The sequence below is a fragment of the Leptolyngbya sp. FACHB-1624 genome (genome assembly GCF_047649235.1).
GTDB lineage: Bacteria > Cyanobacteriota > Cyanobacteriia > Leptolyngbyales > Leptolyngbyaceae > Leptolyngbya > Leptolyngbya boryana.
The window spans coordinates 4668837-4687159 of record NZ_CP180258.1; the positions used below are offsets into that span (position 1 = coordinate 4668837).

Below are 18323 nucleotides of genomic sequence, written 5' to 3' on the forward strand. Positions count from 1 at the left end.
TTAAACGACACATTCGGGATTTTCTATAGATATTGATGCAGTTCTCCTAAGCTAGGAGTTCTTTCTAAGCCTTGTCTTCCGCCAACTTCACTTTAGTCGCAAGACCCAGCAATTCCAGCGTACGAATCGTCATCCAGGTGATATCAATTTCCCACCATTTCAGACCATGGCGTGCCGAATACTGAAACGCATGATGGTTATTGTGCCAGCCTTCGCCGTACACCAAAACTGCGACCCACCAGCAATTGGTAGAGTTGTCGCCAGAATCATAAGTCTGATAGCCAAACTTGTGCGTTGCGCTATTCACAAGCCAAGTGCAGTGATAAACCAGCACCAAGCGCACAAAAATGCCCCAAGTTACAAAAGACCAACCCCCGATCGCATAAAGCAACACGCCCAGTGCAACCTGCAACAGCGCAAAATAATTCTCTAAAAACTGATAGAACTTATCATCTGCAATGTCTTTCGTGAATTTAGGAATTTCATTTTCGGCTGGAACGTCGCGCAGCATCCATTCCATGTGACTCCACCAGAAGCCTTTGGTCGAATCGTGGTGATCGTTGGGTTGATCAGAATAAAGATGATGATGACGATGTAACCCAATCCACCAGATCGGTCCCCCTTGCATTGCAAGAGAGCCAAAGAATACCAGCGTATACTCCAACCATTTAGGAACCTGGAAACTGCGGTGGCTCATTAAGCGATGCCAGCCCAGCGTAATTCCGAGTCCTCCGGTCAGCCAATGCAAGAAAACGGCTAATCCAACTGCACTCCAGCTAAAGTTTCCTGGCAAAAAGGCACACAAAGCGCCGATGTGAATCGCCACCATGAAACCTGTGGTGAGATAGTCTATTTTCAGTTTTTCGGAAGTTGCAATAGTCATGAAAGAGTCTCTAAACGGAACTATGATGCTCAATTTGCGCGACAATGTAAGACCCGGTTTGCCAAAACCCGGATCAGTTCGGGAAAGCGCAATCTCTAACTGTAACTTTTAATCAATTGTAACTTTTAATCAATGAGGCGGACATGAACGGCTCGATCCTGCTAGAAGAAGCGGAACAAGCACTAACTAGAATTTTTTCTGGTATTGACTCCCAGGTCAAGAAAAATTTACAAAGGGTGCTGACGGCCTATCGTGATCATCGGGTGGGCGTTCACCATTTTGCAAGTGTTTCAGGCTACGGTCATGATGATTTGGGGCGAGAAGTTCTCGATCGCGTCTTTGCCCAAATCGTCCAAGCCGAAGCGGCGATCGTTCGAGTCCAATTTGTTTCAGGCACTCATGCGATCGCTGCCGCGCTCTATGGGGTGCTTCGTCCCGGTGATGAAATGCTTTGTGTCGCAGGCGCGCCCTACGACACCTTAGAGGAAGTCATCGGGTTAAGAGGCGAAAATCAAGGGTCACTCAAAGATTTAGGCGTTTCCTATCGACAGTTGGAACTGACTCCGGATGGGTTAATCGATTGGCACGCGCTGCAACAGGCAATTCGACCCGAGACGAAATTAGTGTCGATTCAGCGATCGTGTGGGTATTCCTGGCGACCCAGTTTGTCGATCGTCGAAATTGAGAAAATTATTGCGATCGTCAAAGAACAAAATCCCAATACGGTCTGCTTTGTCGATAACTGTTATGGCGAATTTGTCGCTGATCAAGAGCCGACCGCTGTTGGAGCCGACTTGATGGCAGGATCGCTGATCAAAAATATGGGCGGCACGATCGTCACAACGGGTGGGTATGTGGCAGGACGAGCCGATTTAGTCGAGATGGCGGCTTGTCGGTTAACGGCTCCAGGAATTGGTAGCTCAGGCGGAGCAACTTTAGAGCAAAATCGCCTGCTCTTCCAGGGATTATTTCTCGCGCCTCAGATGGTTGGGGAAGCGATGAAGGGAAATCACCTTACAGCCTATGTGTTTGACAAATTAGGGTATCCCGTTAATCCGGCTCCAATGGCTCCTCGACGCGATGTGATTCAAGCAATCAAATTGGGTTCGCCTGAAAAGATCATTGCTTTCTGTCGTGCGATTCAAAAAAATTCTCCGATCGGGTCGTATCTCGATCCGGTTCCCTCTGGAATGCCTGGGTATGAGAGCGAACTTGTGATGGCTGGCGGAACGTTTATCGATGGCAGCACTTCGGAATTTTCTGCCGATGGTCCATTACGTGAACCGTATGTTGTGTTTTGCCAGGGTGGGACACATTGGACGCACGTAGCGATCGCGCTAGAAGATGCGATCGCTGCCATACAAAAAACCCCCGACCGAAGTCAGGGGTAATTAATCAGGGTGCATCTACCAATTCCCTATACCGAAGGTTCCATGTAAATCAGGACACTTTTTCAGAATTCCCTAAAATTGCCACAGCTACACCGACTAATAAGACGATCGCGCCAAAAATCACCTGTATTCCAGGGAGTTCTCGGAAAAATGCGATCGCTAAAATCGTCGATCCCACTGGCTCTAGCAAAATTATCAACGTGACGATCGTGGGTGGCAGATGCCGCATTGCCCAGTTAAAGCTGGTATGTCCAATCAGTTGCGGAAAGATCGCCAGAAGGAGAATGCAGAGATACGTGGCACTGGGATAGCCGAGATAAGATGCCCCAAATAAAAACGGCAAAGGAAACAGCGCGATCGCAGCGACGCTGTAAGCGATCGCAATATAGCTTTTCACGCTCAATCCTTGTCGTTGCGCTTCTGTTCCTAGCAATAAATAGAAACTTGCTGCCCAAGCTCCAACGATCGCCAGTCCATTTCCTAACAGGGGATTGGTTCCTCCTTGGCTTGTACTGTTGAACCCGATTAGCATTCCGCCGATCATGGCGATTGCAATGCCCCAGAATGTCGCTCGGCTCGGTTTATCTTTGAACCAAATCCAACTGACGATCGCGACCCAAATGGGATTGGTCGTGACTAATGTTGTTGAAGCGGTGATCGACGTAAACGACAAAGACGAAATCCAAGCTGCAAAATGCACCGCTAAGGCAATCCCTGCTCCAATTGCGAATTTCACAGCAGTTGGTGAACTCGGTTGAAACGATCGCCAGGTGGGAATCAGGGTGAAAGCCGCGATCGATAATCGAGATGCTGCTAAAACCAGGCTAAATCCAACCGTGGAAGTTCCAGCAGTGTTTGTTGCCAGTCGAATCAGAATTGCAGCGGTTGAGACGGAGAGAATCCCGATCGCTAAAACAATCGTCAGTTGAGTGTGCAGTCGTTTCGCTTCCTGACGGGTTCGCATTCTAAATCAGTTCCATGCCGGGCAGCCAACAGATTAAAAGGCAGCGTTGCTCAAGCCACGAAAAGGCTAGATTTTAATGAAAGACCTTTCCGAAATCTTTCCAAGCCGAATCGATCGCACGAGACTCGCTGCTTCCAAAATTATGAGGATTGGCGATCGCTGACGTGATCATATTTTAGGCACACTGGGCTTTCGTTAAATTAGCAGCTATGCCAAAGCGGGACTGCGCAGAAATTGCAGCAATTCTCGATTCACAGTCTGAGGAGCTTCCTGTTGAATCCAGTGCCCACAGTGTGGAATCAGCTTGAACTGAAATGGAGCTGAAATCCACTGCTCAATTCCATCCATCAATTTTGGACTGAGAATTGAATCCTCGTCACCCCACAGTACAAGAGTCGGTACAGAAATCGGATCCGGCGATCGCATCCAATCGATCCAATTCCCCGACAAAAATAATTGCCGATAAGAATTCACAGCTGCCGCCAGTGCTCCTGGTTTTTGCAACGCCGCTTGATATTGCTGAATCTGCTCCTGAGTAAACGCGCCTTTCCGCACCGCTTGCTCCTGGAACATATTGCGCACAAATTCTCTCAGATTTAACTGAATGAGCCATTCCGGCAGATTGGGAACCTGAAACGCCAACACATACCAACTCCGCCGCAACTGATCCAAATTGCTGAGCAAATCTTTGGCAAATCGCTGCGGATGGGGAGCGCTTAATAATGCCAATCGATCGATAAAATTCGGGAACTGCTGAGCCAATCGCCACGCGATCGCGCCACCCCAATCATGCCCAACAATGTGAGCACGCGAGTAGCCCAATCGCTCAATTAAACTCCGAACATCGGTACTCAATGTATCAAGATCGTATCCACTCTTTGGCTTTTCTGAATCGTTGTAGCCTCTAAGATCTGGAACAACCACCTTGAAATGCTTTGCTAAAGCTGGAATTTGGTAGCGCCACGAATACCAAAACTCAGGAAATCCATGTAGCAGAAGGACTAACTCTCCTTCTCCCTGCGTCACGTAGTGCAAGCGAATCGCATTCGCTTCAATGAATTGATGCTGCCAAGCTGAATCAGAAACCATAGTACCCTTACACAACAGCCACAAAGCGCTGTAAAACGATGCACGATGAGGAGCACCAGGTTTTGTGCAAGGATGCGCCTCACTTTCTGTTGAATTATCTCACTGAAAGCGCACCAACAGAAATGAGGGGATCACGACTAGGCAACCGATCCCAGTCTAAATTACGCTTTCTACCGCTGCGGTAGGACGATACTCAGAGGGCTTGATCTGATATTTCACCAGATTCGCTAATTCTTGAAGCTGGCTGATTGCCTCGGCTCCTTCAAGTTTCATCAATTCGCGATCGTCTCTCATTTCCGTCCAGGTAATGCCGTAATCGGACACCAAAAATCGAATCAGATGGTTGTTGCCGAGGCTCACCATAAACGATGCGCTATTCATTTGACCGCCACAGGTATAACAGGAGGCCAGATATCCCCGGTTCTCCAATACGGTTGCCAAAGCCTGGAGATTCATAACCAAGTCTTTGACGAATTGACGGTGCTGTTCTGCAAGTCTTAAGAACACAATTGTCCTCCAATCACCACATATGATTCTAAACCTTTTCTTAATCTTTCACCGCTAATTTTGCTGCTAATATCTCCACCTCACGGAGATCAGCATTCCAGACAATGTTAAATCCGATACTTATACTCAGTCTTTGCCATGTTAACTGACTGAATTGAACCCCAAAGTAGCGAACGCAACAAGTCTAAGAAACGATGCAATTCTTAATCTTTTTTACCAATTGCCTTGGGAGCAAGGTTGAAAGGTGTTGTGTCGCAAAATGTGGAGAAACCGAGCCTTCAGTGCTAATTAACTATGTGCACATTCTAATGACTGAATCAGGAAATGCATGACTCTCAATCGGTAGATTTTGTTTCTACCAAACTCAAGCCTTCAGAATCTCAGTCCTGAAGGCTTGGCAAACCTGATTAAGCTTCTAACAAACTCCGCAGCATCCAAGCGGTTTTTTCATGTACCTGCATTCTTTGTGTTAACAAATCCGCAGTCGGTTCATCATTCGCTTCATCGACTAAAGGAAAGAGCGATCGAGCGGTTCTCACGACGGCTTCTTGACCTTCGACCAACAATTTGATCATGTCATGAGCTTTGGGAACGCCAGGAGTTTCAGCGATCGAGCTTAGCTTAGCATATTCGCTGTAGGTTCCGGGAGCAGGATATCCCAGTGCCCGAATTCGCTCAGCAATCAAATCGACTGCTAACGCCAGTTCGGTATATTGCGTCTCAAACATCAAATGCAAGGTTTGGAACATTGGACCCGTGACGTTCCAATGAAAGTTATGAGTTTTCAAATACAACGTATAGGTATCCGCCAACAATCGCGATAGACCTTCTGCAATCTCTTGACGCTTGGTGTCTTCAATTCCAATCGACACTTGACTTACCATAGTTTTCTCCTGATCTGTCTAACTTAAATTATCTCGCAGCAAACTTGATCTCTAGGCTAAATGTTGCTTAAGAACCGCTCTTGGCGCACGTCGGATGCGACACAAAATTGTTTCATGTCCGAGGCGGCTACAAGCTTCGTAGCGATGACAGCCTGAAAATCCGTAAAATTGTCCGTCTACTTCTAAAACATCGATCGGTTCTTGAAGTCCAATTTCAGCGATCGAGGTCATCAGATCTCTGACTTTCTCTTGGTCATTTTGTCGAAATAAAGGACGGCGAATCTGATGGATGGGGATTTCTTCAATTCTCATAAATGTCTGTCCTCACCTGACCTCTATATCATACTCATAATGACTACGACTTGCAATCAATTGTGTGAAGTTGCTCAAATCTGGACAAGTGTTTCAGCTCATGTAGCTTTTGCATGGATCTCCGGAGCAGAAGAACACGATGACGAAAATTGATGACACACAGCTGATCTTGGGAAATCCCACTACAATCGATTACAGATTTTCACCTATGCCACCTCGCGAATCGGAGGCTTGACCCCCTTGGCTCTGACATTCATTTCTCTTAAACCCCTGACCCGGATCGCTCTTGGTTTAACTTGTTTGATTGGGTTTGCTACACCGGCTGCTGCACAACAGGACGTTGGAATCCAGGTTGGAATTGTGCAACGATTCGGCGATCGCGCCAAAGATACTCTGACGCTCAAAGCGAATCCGGGAGATCGCTTAACGGTTCGATTTGATACGAATGGCAAGCCTGAAACGTTAACGGCTCAGGAGTTGAAGCTGGAGATTGCAACACAGTCTCTGCCTGAACCTGTGACCGATGAGCGCGTTGTGTTTAGTACCCATCGCAGCTTTGAATCTGCTGAAGATCAGGCTCAGGAATGGCGAAAACAAGGAATTGAAGTTGAAATTGCTCAACCGGAACGTTGGCAAGTTTGGGCAAAACGAGAGGTCTATAATACGCCGTTACTCCGACGGTTGCTGCTGCAAAGCTTGCAAGCCAAAGGCATTCAAACCGCACGGATTGAAAGTCGAACGATGAAAGAAGTGCCTCGCCCAACTTGGGTGATCAATGGGTTTCGATATACCCGAGATGTCCTGGATATCTCATCGGGATCAAATGTGATTCAAGTCGATCGAGAAAAAGATGACAATCCTAACCGTCCCTACGGTGGCGCACTCAGAATTCAACCCAATGCCTATGGCAATTACACCTTAGTGAATTTTGTTGGGATTGAGACTTATCTAAGAGGGGTTGTCCCGCATGAAATTGGAACATGGGCACCGCAACCTGTTCTAGAAGCGCAAGCGGTCTTAGCGCGAACCTATGCTCTGAGAAATATACGGCGATTTGCGATCGACAATTATCAACTCTGTGCCACCACTCAATGCCAGGTTTACCGGGGCTTAGATGGGGCAGCAGCTTCAACCGATAAAGCGATCTCCGCAACGCGCGGGTTGGTGTTGACTTACCAAAATGAACTGGTGGATGCTGTGTACTCGTCAACGAGTGGCGGGGTCACTTCTGGCTTTAACGATATCTGGCACGGCTGGGATCGTCCCTATCTTAGAACAGTCGTAGATTCTGTCAAACCGATGTGGGATATACAAAATCGCACCCTTGCCGATGAGCGCAATTTCCGCGAGTTTCTCAAGCAGAAGAAGGGATTTAACGAAGATGGAACGGATATGTTCCGCTGGCGCTATGAAGTGCCAATGGCGCAATTGAATCAAGAGCTTCGCGAGTACCTTACTGCAATTCGTCACCCCTTGACAAACTTCAAGACGATTCAAAACATCAAAGTTTTAGCGCGATCGAATGGAGGACGCATTCTCAAATCCGCTATCATCACTGATGCAGGCACGATCGAGCTTGAAAAAGATGATATTCAAACGGTATTTGAAGCGCCTGCGAGTACTCTATTTCATGTCGATGCTTGGATGGATAAAAACAGAGTCAAGGGCTTTATCTTTACCGGGGGTGGATTTGGACATGGAGTTGGGATGAGTCAAGTTGGGTCGTACAACTTGGGTCGATTGGGATGGTCGAGCGATCGCATTCTCAGCTTCTATTTCCCTGGAACCCAGTTACAGCCAATCAATAATTCGATCACGATCTGGCGTGATCATTCCACTGAGCAAACCTCTGCTCGTTAGATGCTGAGATCGTGCCAAAACAAAACAGAACTCTCATATCGAGAGTTCTGCTTAAAACACTAGAAATCACTAAGACGGGGAGAACGAACGTGAGAAGCGGAACGTGGCTCCCTGTTTTGCTGAGAACTAGTAGAGATCTTCTTCTTGATGAGTCAAGATCGTGCAGTCCGATGTGGGGTAAGCCACACAGGTCAACACATAACCTGCTTGAATTTGATCATCATCCAAGAACGACTGATCAGATTGGTCAACAGTTCCAGCAGTGATCTTACCTGCACAGGTTGAGCAAGCACCTGCACGGCAGGAGTAAGGCAAGTCAATGCCTTGCTCTTCAGCCGCATCTAAGATGTACTCATCATCAGGTACTTCGATCGTGGTGTTCAGCCCTTCAGTTTCGTTGATTAATGTGACCTTAAAACTAGGCATTCGGTGATCCTCTCTATTGTAGAAGCGGCAAATTTGCCAAAAATTCCGAGACTTAAGTTTTCCCAATCAATAGTTGAGTAACCAAGTTCGTTCCAATTCTGATACTACGGGAAAACTTGCGAGTTAAACCCGCTATTTGGCGCGATCGCTGAACGTGATTCCTAATAAATCACCATGATTGAATCTACTTATACTTATAGGACGATCAATCGGGCGCAATCGAGAGTTACAATCCTCTACCCCTATATTTTTCCATTGGTTTTCTGCGCTACAAATCTATCCGTAGCATCGATTAATGCACTCAGAATTCCAGCTTCCATCATGGAGTGTCCTGCATCGGGCACAACAATCAATTCCGACTCTGGCAAAGCTTTATGAAGTGCCCATGCCGAAGTCATGGGGCAGACGACATCATACCGCCCTTGCACAATCACTGTGGGAATGTGAGCAATGCGATCGCAGTTCTGCAAAAGCTGATCGTCGGTTTCAAAAAATCCTCGATTGATAAAGTAGTGACACTCAATCCGGGCGAATGCGTCGGCAAATTCATCGTCGGCAAATTTACTCTGCAAACTTGGATCAACAATTAATCGGCTGGTTGTGCCTTCCCAGACTGACCAAGCTTTCGCCGCAGTTGAGCGAATCTCTGCATCTTCGCTGGTCAACCGACGATAATAAGCCGAAATCATATCGTCTCGTTCTTCGGGCGGGATCGGCTCTAAATAGTGCTCCCAGGCATCAGGAAAAATCCAGCTTGCGCCGTCTTGATAGAACCAAAGAATCTCTTTACGGCGCAGCAGAAAGATCCCACGCAGAATCAATCCTAAGCAGCGATCAGGATGCGTCTGACTGTAAGCGAGTGAGAGAGTACTGCCCCAACTCCCGCCAAACACAAACCAGCGATCGATATTCAGATGCGATCGCAGTTTCTCGATATCGCTGACCAAATCCCAGGTTGTATTTTCTCTGAGTTCAGCATGAGGCGTACTTTTTCCGGCTCCTCGCTGATCAAACAGGATAATTCTCCACTTCGACGGATCAAAGTACTGGCGGTAGGTTGGAATTGTGCCGCCCCCAGGGCCGCCATGCAAAAACACAACTGGCTTTCCATTGGGGTTGCCGCTCTGCTCGTAGTAGATCGTATGCAGAGCGGCAACAGGGAGCATTCCGGATTGATACGGTGCGATCGCGGGATAGAGTTGGCGCATGAGGGTTTCCTTAGTTAAGTGGGGTGGGGAGTGGGGAGTAGGAAGTGGGGAGTCGAAGCATTCCTTCTATCTCTTCTTCACAAACCTTTTCACAAAGCTTGCATTACCCTACTCCCCACTCCCCACTCCCTACTTCTGCAAGCCAATCAACTAAACACCCGATGCTGCAACGAAGGCATCTGTCGTCTCACCTGCTCCAATCGACCGGGTGCAATTTCCGCGATCGCGACTCCAGTCATTTCTCCGGCATCTGCTAAGATCACGCCCCACGGGTCAATAATCATGGCGTGTCCATGCGATTGTCGCAGAGAATTATGTCGTCCGGTTTGGGCAGGGGCAATCACATAACAGGTATTCTCGATCGCTCTTGCTTGCAACAATACTTGCCAGTGGTCTTTTCCGGTATGCGCCGTAAAGGCTGCCGGAACAAACAGAACTTCTGCGCCAAGCTGAGTCATTTGACGGTAAAGCTCGGGAAATCTCACGTCATAGCAAACAGACAAACCGATATTTCCGAGATCCTTGGAAGGATGAATCGGTGGGACTCTTGTTCCTGCAACGACAGTTGCCGATTCCCGATACGTATTACCATCGGGCAAATTCACGTCAAACAGGTGAACCTTTTCGTAACGGGCAAGTTCTTCTCCATTCGGAGCAACGAGCAACGCCGTATTGTAGACCTTCCCAGGCTCAACAGGGACAGGATAACCGCCACCTAGAATTGTCACTTGGAAACGTTGCGCCATTGTTTTGAGAAACTTTTCGCTTTCAACGGCGATCGCGTCTGCTTGCGCAATTTTTCCTTCTTCATCTCCGAGAAACGAAAAATTCTCAGGCAAGCCGATTAATTCTGCACCTCGTCGAACTGCAATCTCGATCAATTCTTCTGCTTGCGCCAAATTCTTTTGCAGATCGGGCAAGCTGTTCATTTGCACAGCAGCAGCTAAATAAGACTTCATGGGATCAACTCACGGGTTTTGCGCTCAAAATGGCTCTAAATCGTACCGGGCTTTTAAAACAGCTTTAAGTGGGCAATCTCAGGATTTGAAATTGCTCACTTAATACTTTAGACCGCGTTGATCCCGATCGCTGTAAGTTTTCTATGAATCTGATCGCTCTTGAGGATTATGGTGCAAAACAATTTGAACGATTGAAGAAATAATTCCAACGATCGCGCCGACCACCAAAAACATCATCAACATTGCCAACGCAGAGAATGGCGAAATCACGAACACTAACAGCAAGGTCATCAATAGCAGCGAAGTTACAGCCCGATTCATTTCTTTCTCCAACTCAAAAATTGATATCTTCACTCTAAAATTGAGCGCGGATTCTGCCCTCTAACAAAAGCTACATTTCAATTTATCTGCTCATCAGAAGCGTAAGATTCCTTCACAGTCAAGGGTTTGAGTTCAAGTTATGATCGGTTTCTTAAGTAAATGATTTCCCTTGTAACAAACCCGGACTGGATCTGTCATGAATGACTGGCAAAAGGACTTAACTGAGATGTTAGAAACGTTCGTCAATCAAGTGGAAGAATTCTTTTTAGATGTTGCTCAAAATGCCACTGAGGCGATGTCTGAATTTGTTGAATTCTCTGAAGAAGTTTCAGTTCAAATCAATACAACCTTTGTCGATGAAGTTGAGGAATATCTCACGCACTTAGTCAGTCCGGTTCTGGAAGCTTACTTCGGGATAGGAGGCGCGATCGATGAAGTGACTCAGCCAATTACTCGCACCGTTGAACCGATGCTGACGCAACACTCTGCTTGTGTCGGCTGCCGTCATTTTCACGGTCAGTATTATGGGGAAAGCTTTTTAGTCTGCGGAATGCACCCCTATGGAATGGGAGAAGGCGTTGAAACCTGTCCTGATAAAGAAGCGGTCGATTGGGGATTATTTCGATTCGACGATCGTGAAGAATGGTAGCGGATGAATGCCCTCGTAGAGGATATCCACAACTTGAAGAAGAATCTGATCAATAAAAAGGCGGGAAGTTAGCCCGCCTTTTTTCGTTCACATTAAACCAGCTTTAGATTGGGATATTCTGCCAGAAGATCGTCTCGGGTGAGAACATCACCATCAGCTTGAGGTGTCCATAATACTTCCAGTGCCAACAATTGATCACTCGAAACACTTCCCAATTGACTCAGCGATCGTCGCAAATCCTCAGCGCTGTTAATTTCTGGAAGCTGCAACTTTCCTTGAGTTCCAACCAGCAGCGTCACGACGATATACTCTCCTGGAGCCTCTGCTAATGCTGAATCCTTGTCTGCCAAGGTGAGTGCACTTGACGAAGCCTGTTTCAACTGGTTATTCACATTCGAGAGCGTCTCAGCACTGAATTTACTCCGTTCCGACAACGCCAACCGATTAAATTCACCACTTGCTGCTTCTAATCGCGTTTGCTTCGCTTCTGTTGTGCCGTAGACCCAGTATTGGGGGTTGCGAAGCAGTGCCAGTGAAGCTTCTTGCAAGACTTGCGCCAAGCCTTCCGAAGAACTGGTATCTGCTTTTTCACCAATGCGATCGAGATCTGCTTTGAGTTCCCGCGCTTCGGCTAACAGACCAACTTGCACTTTCGCAACGGAAATCGTCGGTGTGCTGCTATATCCTAATTCGTTATCGTCACCTGCCCGGCGGAAGCTATTGACGAGGAAGCTCGCGATCGAGATAAAAATCAACAGCGTAAACAATCCGCCAAATCCGCCACCGACTCCAAAGAAGGGGAAGTAAACAAACGGAAAGAATCCGCCGCCCCCACCCGGATAATAGCCCCCGCCTCCAGGAGGCGCATAGGTACGACCCGGTGAGGAATACCCACGAGACGGCATTCTGAACGATCCGCCGCCAATCCGTCCGCCGCTCGCTGCCATTGCATTATCTGCTTGACTAAAAACCAGCGTAAAGACGAGCGCGATCGCAAGCACAGGTCGGATCAACGTTTTAAATAGGTTTGAAAGTTTCATGAGTTTATCCTCATCTCTTACCCGGACAAGGATCTGTCTCAGTCCGGTTGGGTGGCACTCTGCTTTAACATTTCGTTACAGAGTTTTAAGCTAACAGATCTACTGTATCGCGTTCCCGATGGGTTGAGAATGTCCCAAGAGAAGGGTTTCAGGGGAGATAACCGTACTTAAACGCACGCGCTAAAAAAGCGGATCCTATTGGACTCGAACCAATGACCGACCGCTTAGAAGGCGGTTGCTCTATCCACTGAGCTAAGGATCCAAAAAAATCAAGTCATTTACCAATATAACGGCGGAAGGCAATTTTAAGACAGCGAAACGACATCAAAATAAATTTTTAACCTTGTACTGTTGACGATCGCAACAAGATTTTATCAAGCAGATGTGAAGTCGAGGCACAAAACGGGGAATTCAAGAAAGTGAACCGATTCGATGCGGTTTGTCCCAAATCCGATCTTATCTTGAGTGTCGATCGACACAATCCCAGGCATAATGACGAACAACGTCAGTGCCCTACCCCCTAGCCCTGAGCCGCTTTATGTTCATTCTGAAACGGCAGGATGTTGAGATCAGCAGCATTCAGCACCCCAAACGCGATCAAAAAGTTCCTATCTTGTCCTACCAAGGGCAAACGTTTCGCCTGATCCAGGTCTTTAGTGCTGGACAGGAAGAAGATGCACGCGCCTTCTGGCGAGACTTAACTGACAACCAAGGAAAAGCCTGCGTTCTCCTTGAAGAACCAGAGCGATACAGTATCTGGGGCAAAGTCCGCCTCGATCAATTGGGCAATGAGCCAAGTGGTCACGACGCTGGGGGAGCGGTTTCAGCGATGTTTACTCAAGCCTGTTTGTTGATGCTCCAAGCGATGTACATCGATATTGAAGATCTCATGGGCACAAAGCAAGCGGCTTCGTTTGAAAAAGATGTCACTCATGTATTTCAGCAGTGGCGATTTCCGCAAACCGAGTCTCCTAGTGCAGTCAAGCAACTTTTGACTGTGAATCCCCTCAACAGTTTGCAGACTCCAACTTGGCAAGAGAATCTCCTCAACGTGTTGCTACAAGAACTGCACCGTCTTGGAAAAGCCTATTTCGGTAAATCATCTTTCTCCAATCGTATTCTAGATGCCCTGCAAGATCTCCCGCAAGGCGAACGCAGCCGATTTATGGAATGGCTGAGTCATTCCCCCACGGGCAAACTCTGGTCTTAACCCCCTTGCACACCGTCCCCTTGTTGAAAATTCCTTATGAGTAGTTCAGCTAGTAAATCTTCCTCGAAAACTCTCTCTGTTCAAGCGATCGTCTTTTCAGAGATCCTCTTAGCAGTCCTTGCCCTGCTGTTTTCCTTACTGTTTAGTGTGCCAGATCCAGGTCAAAGTCGCCCGGATTGGTATTCCTATGGCACTTCAATGTTTGAAGCTGTGGCATTTTTCACAGCGGCGATGTTGTGTTTTAGGAACTGGAACAGCCCTCAAATCGTGAGTGGTCGCCGCGTTTGGTTGGGGATTGGCTTAGGAATGCTGTTCTACGGCATCGGAACGATTCTATTTACCTTCTGGGAGACTTATTTGGGACGAGAGGCAGCGGTTTCTCCTGGAGATTTCTTTTTTGTTCCCACTTATATCTTCTTGTCGTGGGGCATGATTATGGCGTTTGCCGATCGCCGATTGAATTTGGATCTCTGGCAATGGGCAATTGTTGGATTAATTGCAGCAATCAGTATCGCTTTTGCAACTTGGCTCACTCTAGCAACGAATGCAAAACTGCCAACGCAGTCTCTCTTGGGTGAACCTGCAATTGCACAAACGGCTCCGGCACAAACGGCTCCGGCACAAATCGCTCCTACAAAACCTGCTCCAAGAGCCACGACTGCTCCTGCTCCGAAGCCTTCTCCTGTGATCAATGCGACTCCGGCTGCTCCGAAACCAACGGCTGCGCCCACTGAATCTAAGCAAGAACAGCCCGCAGAAGAGTCTGCTCCAGCTTGGGTTGTCCTGATTGAAACCCAGCTCGAACCGCTCAAACCTTTTCTCGATTACTTCTACGTTTTAGCGGATGTGTTCATTCTGATCATTGCGACAACGTTGCTGCTTGCTTTCTGGGGTGGACGGTTCTCGCAGTCGTGGCGAATGATTGCAGCAGCGGCATTTTCGCTTTATATCGCAGATATGTGGTTTAAGTACGCAACCACTCAACTCGAAAACTATCAGAGTGGAGCGTTAGTCGAAATCTTCTGGACATTTAGCGGCGTGCTCTTTGGAATTGGCGCAGCGCTAGAGTTTGATCTGAGTCGATCGAGGCGGAGTAGCTCCCGGAGAAGAGCTTAGAGCAAAAAAAGGAGAAGCAAGTCGCTTCTCCTTTTTTTTGCCCTACCTTTCGGGAAATACAGATACATAGAATCTTTGTGAGCGAAGTCACAACCCGATCGATGCCATTGGTTTCCCAATGCAAAATTCGGATTTGCCCGTCCTTCTCGATCGCTTCAGCATAGAATAGATGAGTAATTGCCGCGCCGCAAGTGCGCTAAGTTTCGCATGAGCAGACTGTCTGATTCTGATAAGAGCCATATTATTGAACTGTATCGCCAATCCGGGGAAACGACGCTTACGTTGGCAGAGCGTTACGGAGTCAGCAATACAACGATCAGCCGTATTCTGAAAAGCACGTTGTCGCCTGAAGAGTACGACAGTCTAATTCAGCAAAAACGGTCAGCATCTCGTGGAGGATCGAAACCAGCGACTCCCCCCGATGAGACTCCTGTGCAAGGCAGTTTGCTCGAACCCGAAGAAACGGTCGAGCCAGAACTGATTGAAGAAAAGCCGTCGAAACCGGCTGCGCCTGTTCGTCGCTCGCGTCGTCGCTCTTCCGAGCCTGAAGAAGTAGAATCAACTCCGGTTGCAGCAGAGCCAGAATTAACGGAAGCGAGCACCGTTGAAGCGATTGTCGGTGAAGATCTCACGCCCACCCCAGACGGAATGCTGGATGACGATGATTTAGAAGACGATCTCGATGATCTCGATGGTCTCGATGATGACCTTGATGACGAGGATGACGAGCCAGCAATTTTGCCTTCGATTCAACTGAGTGCGTCAGACTTTATTCGGGTTTTGCCGATCGCAGAAGCTGCCATTCCGAAGACGTGTTATTTGGTGGTCGATCGCTCTGCGGAACTCGTCGCGCGTCCATTGAGCGAATTTGCGGAATTGGGACAAATTCCGAAGGACGAGATCGAAGAAAAAACGCTACCCGTCTTTGATAATCACCGAGTCGCGAAACGATTTTCTAATATTCGGACGCAACGGGTGATCAAAGTGCCGGATAGCCGAGTGCTGCAAAAAACGGCCCCTCACTTGCAAGCGAAGGGAATTACTCGGCTGCTGATTGACGGGCAAGTGTATGCGCTCTAATCTTCGTCACTGGGTGAGAGAGAAAATCCGAGAAGCGGTTGAGCGATCGCACTGCCGATGATCCCAATCATGACGCTGAACGCAATCACTAATCCAAACGGGATTTCGATCGTTTGCAAGGTAAGAAATCTCAAGGTGACAGGGGTTGCGTTTTGAATAGCAATCAGCGCGATCGCGCCAATCCAAACGGCAACAATGCATGCAGTCAGTAAAGTGGCAAAACTTCTCATAAGTTTCAGGAATCAAGGACTGAGCAAGTGTAGGAAATATCATCAGCCGCGAACTGATAGAAATTAAATCCTTGTGAGACATTTCCTCTCCGTGGGCAGGTTAGACACTGCCCACTTTCATTTTAAAGAACAAAACCGCCGATATCGGCGGTTTTGTGCAAGCTAATTAGCGAAACAAACTACTGACAGAACTATCTTCGTGAATCCGCCAAATCGTCTCACCAATCACGTTTGCCACAGAAAGAATGGTCAACTGGGGAAAGCGATTTTCTTCTGCGATCGGGATAGTGTTCGTCACAATGACTTCTTCAAGCAAGCCGCTTGAGAGTCGCTCGACCGCAGGAGGCGAGAAAACGGCATGAGTTGCACATGCATAAACTTGACGGGCACCTTCTTTCCGAAGAATTTTTGCGCCTTCTAAGATTGTGCCTGCTGTATCAATCATGTCATCGACGAGAACCGCAGTCTTGCCGCGGACATCTCCAATCACATTCATCACTTCTGCGATGTTATGAGCTTGCCGACGCTTATCAATAATTGCGAGTGGTGCATCATTGAGTCGTTTTGCCAACGCCCGTGCTCGTGCAACGCCTCCCACGTCTGGAGAAACAACGACTAGATCTTCAAGCTGCTTACTCGCGATGTAATCAACGAGAGTCGGCGAACCGTAGACATGATCCATTGGGATATCGAAATATCCTTGAATCTGCGCGGCATGTAAATCCATCGCGAGAATTCGGTTTGCACCTGCTTGCGTAATCAAGTTCGCGGCAAGTTTTGCCGTAATTGATTCTCGTCCGGCAGTTTTACGATCGGCTCGAGCATAACCGTAATAGGGTAGAACGGCTGTGATTTGCCGTGCCGACGCGCGCCGACAGGCATCAATCATAATCAGCAGTTCCATCAAGTTGTCATTGACTGGGCGACAGGTCGGCTGAATCAGATAAACATCACATCCTCGGATTGACTCTTGAATCTGGACGTAAAGTTCGCCGTCAGCGAAGCATTTACGCACCATTGGGCTGAGATCCATTCCCAAGTAGCGGGCAATCTCTAGGGATAGCGGAGTGTTAGATGATCCCGCAAGCAGCCGCAGACGATGGTTATCAGGAATCGTAGGCAGAGCAGAGGGAGGAGTCAATGTTGCAGAATGGATCACGTCAAGTCCTCGAACGCATTCAACGCAATAGTATCACTGAGACTTCTAGCTGTTGTCTCAGATTTCGTGGTTCTAAAGTATTCGTAAATGGCAGATGAATTTGCGAAATATTTGTTTAAAACCGAACCACTGATAGCGTACCGACAGTTGCTGCTATCGAACTTCATCCAATTAGGTGAAAAAGTTACCACAAGTAAGAATCGATCCAAATCAGTGAGTCAGTAAAAGGGTATTTATCGCACCTTATTCTGCCAAATTTGTTTGCAATTCGCAATGTGTATTTACGAGGATCGCGATCGCGGACGGGCACCATCATTTTGTGCGGAGTGACATTGTTCTAAATTCACAAATGTGCTTCAGCAGCCAACTGCATTCATTTTACGGCGTGGGGAGATGGGTGAGAACCCAAGTTCAGATTGCTGTCTATCTCCCTATTCGATTTCTTGCGGTGAACGACTAGGTTGAAGTAAAGGGACTAAGCTATCCTTAGAGCTTTAGTTATGCAAGGATTAGCCAGTTATGAGCCTAAAAGATCGCATCACCGATGAGATTAAAACCGCGATGAAAGCTCAAGATAAATTGCGCTTGGAGACGTTGCGGAGTATTAAAAAGGTGCTGCTTGAAAAAGAGGTGAGTGTTCGTCCTTCGGGTCAGACGGAGTTGACTGAGGAGCAGGAGATCGAGTCGTTGTCTCAGATTGCAAAACAGCGGCGCGATTCGATCGAGCAATATACAAACGCGAATCGCCCGGATCTCGCTCAGAAAGAAGCAGAGGAATTGGCGATTATTGAGACGTTTCTCCCAGCGCAGATGTCGGATGAGGAAATTGAAAGTGCGATCGCGAAAATTATTGCGGATGTCGGAGCGTCTTCACCGAAAGATATGGGCAAAGTGATGGGTCCAGTGATGCAGCAGTTGAAAGGTAAGGCGGATGGGAAGAAGGTGCAAGCGATCGTGAAGGCAAAGTTGGGCGCGTAGAGGTGGGGAGTGGGGAGTAGGTGAACGATCCAAGATCCAAACAGTTGAGTCGAGATT

The 18323-nt window shown here is 47.7% G+C and carries 20 protein-coding genes and 1 tRNA gene; 7 read left to right on the forward strand and 14 right to left on the reverse strand.

Annotation, left to right across the window (positions count from 1 at the left end; all coding sequences use genetic code 11):
• Positions 1-64: 64 nt before the first annotated feature.
• The gene (locus tag ACMUEV_RS22105) at positions 65-883 is read right to left on the reverse strand and encodes an acyl-CoA desaturase (protein ID WP_190647349.1); all 819 of its coding nucleotides are present in this window, start codon (positions 881-883) and stop codon (positions 65-67) included.
• 143 nt (positions 884-1026) lie between these two features.
• On the opposite strand from ACMUEV_RS22105, the gene ACMUEV_RS22110 reads away from it, so the two are divergent.
• Entirely contained in the window at positions 1027-2274 is a 1248-nt protein-coding gene (locus ACMUEV_RS22110; protein WP_190647351.1) for an aminotransferase class I/II-fold pyridoxal phosphate-dependent enzyme, read from the forward strand.
• 49 nt (positions 2275-2323) lie between these two features.
• Here ACMUEV_RS22110 and ACMUEV_RS22115 read toward each other — a convergent pair whose 3' ends face one another.
• From ACMUEV_RS22115 to ACMUEV_RS22135, 5 genes are all read right to left on the reverse strand, one after another.
• Positions 2324-3238 carry a DMT family transporter gene (locus tag ACMUEV_RS22115; RefSeq protein WP_190647353.1) on the reverse strand — a complete coding sequence of 305 codons (915 nt, stop codon included), beginning with the start codon at positions 3236-3238 and terminating at the stop codon, positions 2324-2326.
• A 207-nt stretch (positions 3239-3445) separates the two neighbouring features.
• Positions 3446-4327, reverse strand: a complete 882-nt coding sequence (locus tag ACMUEV_RS22120; RefSeq protein ID WP_017287058.1) for an alpha/beta fold hydrolase — start codon at positions 4325-4327, stop codon at positions 3446-3448.
• Positions 4328-4483: 156 nt separating this feature from the next.
• On the reverse strand, positions 4484-4834 hold the full coding sequence (locus ACMUEV_RS22125) for a DUF1815 family protein (RefSeq protein ID WP_026148496.1): 351 nt from the start codon (positions 4832-4834) through the stop codon (positions 4484-4486).
• Between the two features lie 407 nt (positions 4835-5241).
• On the reverse strand, positions 5242-5718 hold the full coding sequence (locus ACMUEV_RS22130) for a Dps family protein (RefSeq protein WP_017287056.1): 477 nt from the start codon (positions 5716-5718) through the stop codon (positions 5242-5244).
• A 51-nt stretch (positions 5719-5769) separates the two neighbouring features.
• On the reverse strand, positions 5770-6030 hold the full coding sequence (locus tag ACMUEV_RS22135; protein WP_017287055.1) for a sulfiredoxin: 261 nt from the start codon (positions 6028-6030) through the stop codon (positions 5770-5772).
• 240 nt (positions 6031-6270) lie between these two features.
• On the opposite strand from ACMUEV_RS22135, the gene ACMUEV_RS22140 reads away from it, so the two are divergent.
• On the forward strand, positions 6271-7890 hold the full coding sequence (locus tag ACMUEV_RS22140) for a SpoIID/LytB domain-containing protein (protein WP_190647354.1): 1620 nt from the start codon (positions 6271-6273) through the stop codon (positions 7888-7890).
• A 126-nt stretch (positions 7891-8016) separates the two neighbouring features.
• Here ACMUEV_RS22140 and ACMUEV_RS22145 read toward each other — a convergent pair whose 3' ends face one another.
• The 4 genes from ACMUEV_RS22145 to ACMUEV_RS22160 form a co-directional block, all read right to left on the reverse strand.
• Positions 8017-8316: a ferredoxin gene (locus ACMUEV_RS22145; protein ID WP_017287053.1), complete on the reverse strand. Its 300-nt coding sequence runs from the start codon at positions 8314-8316 to the stop codon at positions 8017-8019.
• Positions 8317-8558: 242 nt separating this feature from the next.
• Positions 8559-9524: a prolyl aminopeptidase gene (pip, locus tag ACMUEV_RS22150; RefSeq protein WP_190647356.1), complete on the reverse strand. Its 966-nt coding sequence runs from the start codon at positions 9522-9524 to the stop codon at positions 8559-8561.
• Between the two features lie 146 nt (positions 9525-9670).
• Positions 9671-10483, reverse strand: a complete 813-nt coding sequence (locus ACMUEV_RS22155; RefSeq protein WP_190647358.1) for a carbon-nitrogen hydrolase family protein — start codon at positions 10481-10483, stop codon at positions 9671-9673.
• A gap of 141 nt (positions 10484-10624) precedes the next feature.
• Positions 10625-10804 (reverse strand): hypothetical protein, encoded by a 180-nt coding sequence (locus tag ACMUEV_RS22160; protein WP_190647360.1) that lies wholly within the window; start codon positions 10802-10804, stop codon positions 10625-10627.
• Between the two features lie 196 nt (positions 10805-11000).
• Here ACMUEV_RS22160 and ACMUEV_RS22165 point away from each other — a divergent pair, with 196 nt between their 5' ends.
• Positions 11001-11453, forward strand: a complete 453-nt coding sequence (locus ACMUEV_RS22165; RefSeq protein ID WP_017287049.1) for a hypothetical protein — start codon at positions 11001-11003, stop codon at positions 11451-11453.
• Positions 11454-11545: 92 nt separating this feature from the next.
• On the opposite strand, the gene ACMUEV_RS22170 is transcribed toward ACMUEV_RS22165, so the two are convergent.
• A complete protein-coding gene (locus ACMUEV_RS22170) occupies positions 11546-12493 on the reverse strand; it encodes a DUF1517 domain-containing protein (RefSeq protein WP_017287048.1) in 948 nt (315 codons plus the stop codon).
• A 189-nt stretch (positions 12494-12682) separates the two neighbouring features.
• Positions 12683-12755: transfer RNA gene (locus ACMUEV_RS22175), tRNA-Arg, on the reverse strand.
• 276 nt (positions 12756-13031) lie between these two features.
• Between ACMUEV_RS22175 and ACMUEV_RS22180 the strand changes: the two genes are divergently transcribed.
• The 3 genes from ACMUEV_RS22180 (at position 13032) to ACMUEV_RS22190 (ending at position 15899) form a co-directional block, all read left to right on the forward strand.
• Positions 13032-13703, forward strand: a complete 672-nt coding sequence (locus tag ACMUEV_RS22180) for an Npun_F0813 family protein (RefSeq protein WP_017287047.1) — start codon at positions 13032-13034, stop codon at positions 13701-13703.
• Between the two features lie 36 nt (positions 13704-13739).
• Positions 13740-14819, forward strand: a complete 1080-nt coding sequence (locus ACMUEV_RS22185) for a hypothetical protein (protein ID WP_190647362.1) — start codon at positions 13740-13742, stop codon at positions 14817-14819.
• Positions 14820-15026: 207 nt separating this feature from the next.
• The gene (locus ACMUEV_RS22190) at positions 15027-15899 is read left to right on the forward strand and encodes a transposase (protein WP_190647364.1); all 873 of its coding nucleotides are present in this window, start codon (positions 15027-15029) and stop codon (positions 15897-15899) included.
• On the opposite strand, the gene ACMUEV_RS22195 is transcribed toward ACMUEV_RS22190, so the two are convergent.
• Complete coding sequence (locus ACMUEV_RS22195; protein ID WP_190647366.1) at positions 15896-16129, reverse strand: lipopolysaccharide assembly protein LapA domain-containing protein; 234 nt, start codon at positions 16127-16129, stop codon at positions 15896-15898. The two genes, ACMUEV_RS22190 and ACMUEV_RS22195, sit on opposite strands and share 4 nt — an antisense overlap.
• Positions 16130-16295: 166 nt before the next feature.
• A complete protein-coding gene (locus ACMUEV_RS22200) occupies positions 16296-17285 on the reverse strand; it encodes a ribose-phosphate pyrophosphokinase (protein ID WP_415354794.1) in 990 nt (329 codons plus the stop codon).
• A 522-nt stretch (positions 17286-17807) separates the two neighbouring features.
• On the opposite strand from ACMUEV_RS22200, the gene ACMUEV_RS22205 reads away from it, so the two are divergent.
• Entirely contained in the window at positions 17808-18266 is a 459-nt protein-coding gene (locus tag ACMUEV_RS22205) for a GatB/YqeY domain-containing protein (RefSeq protein ID WP_190647370.1), read from the forward strand.
• Positions 18267-18323: the final 57 nt, after the last annotated feature.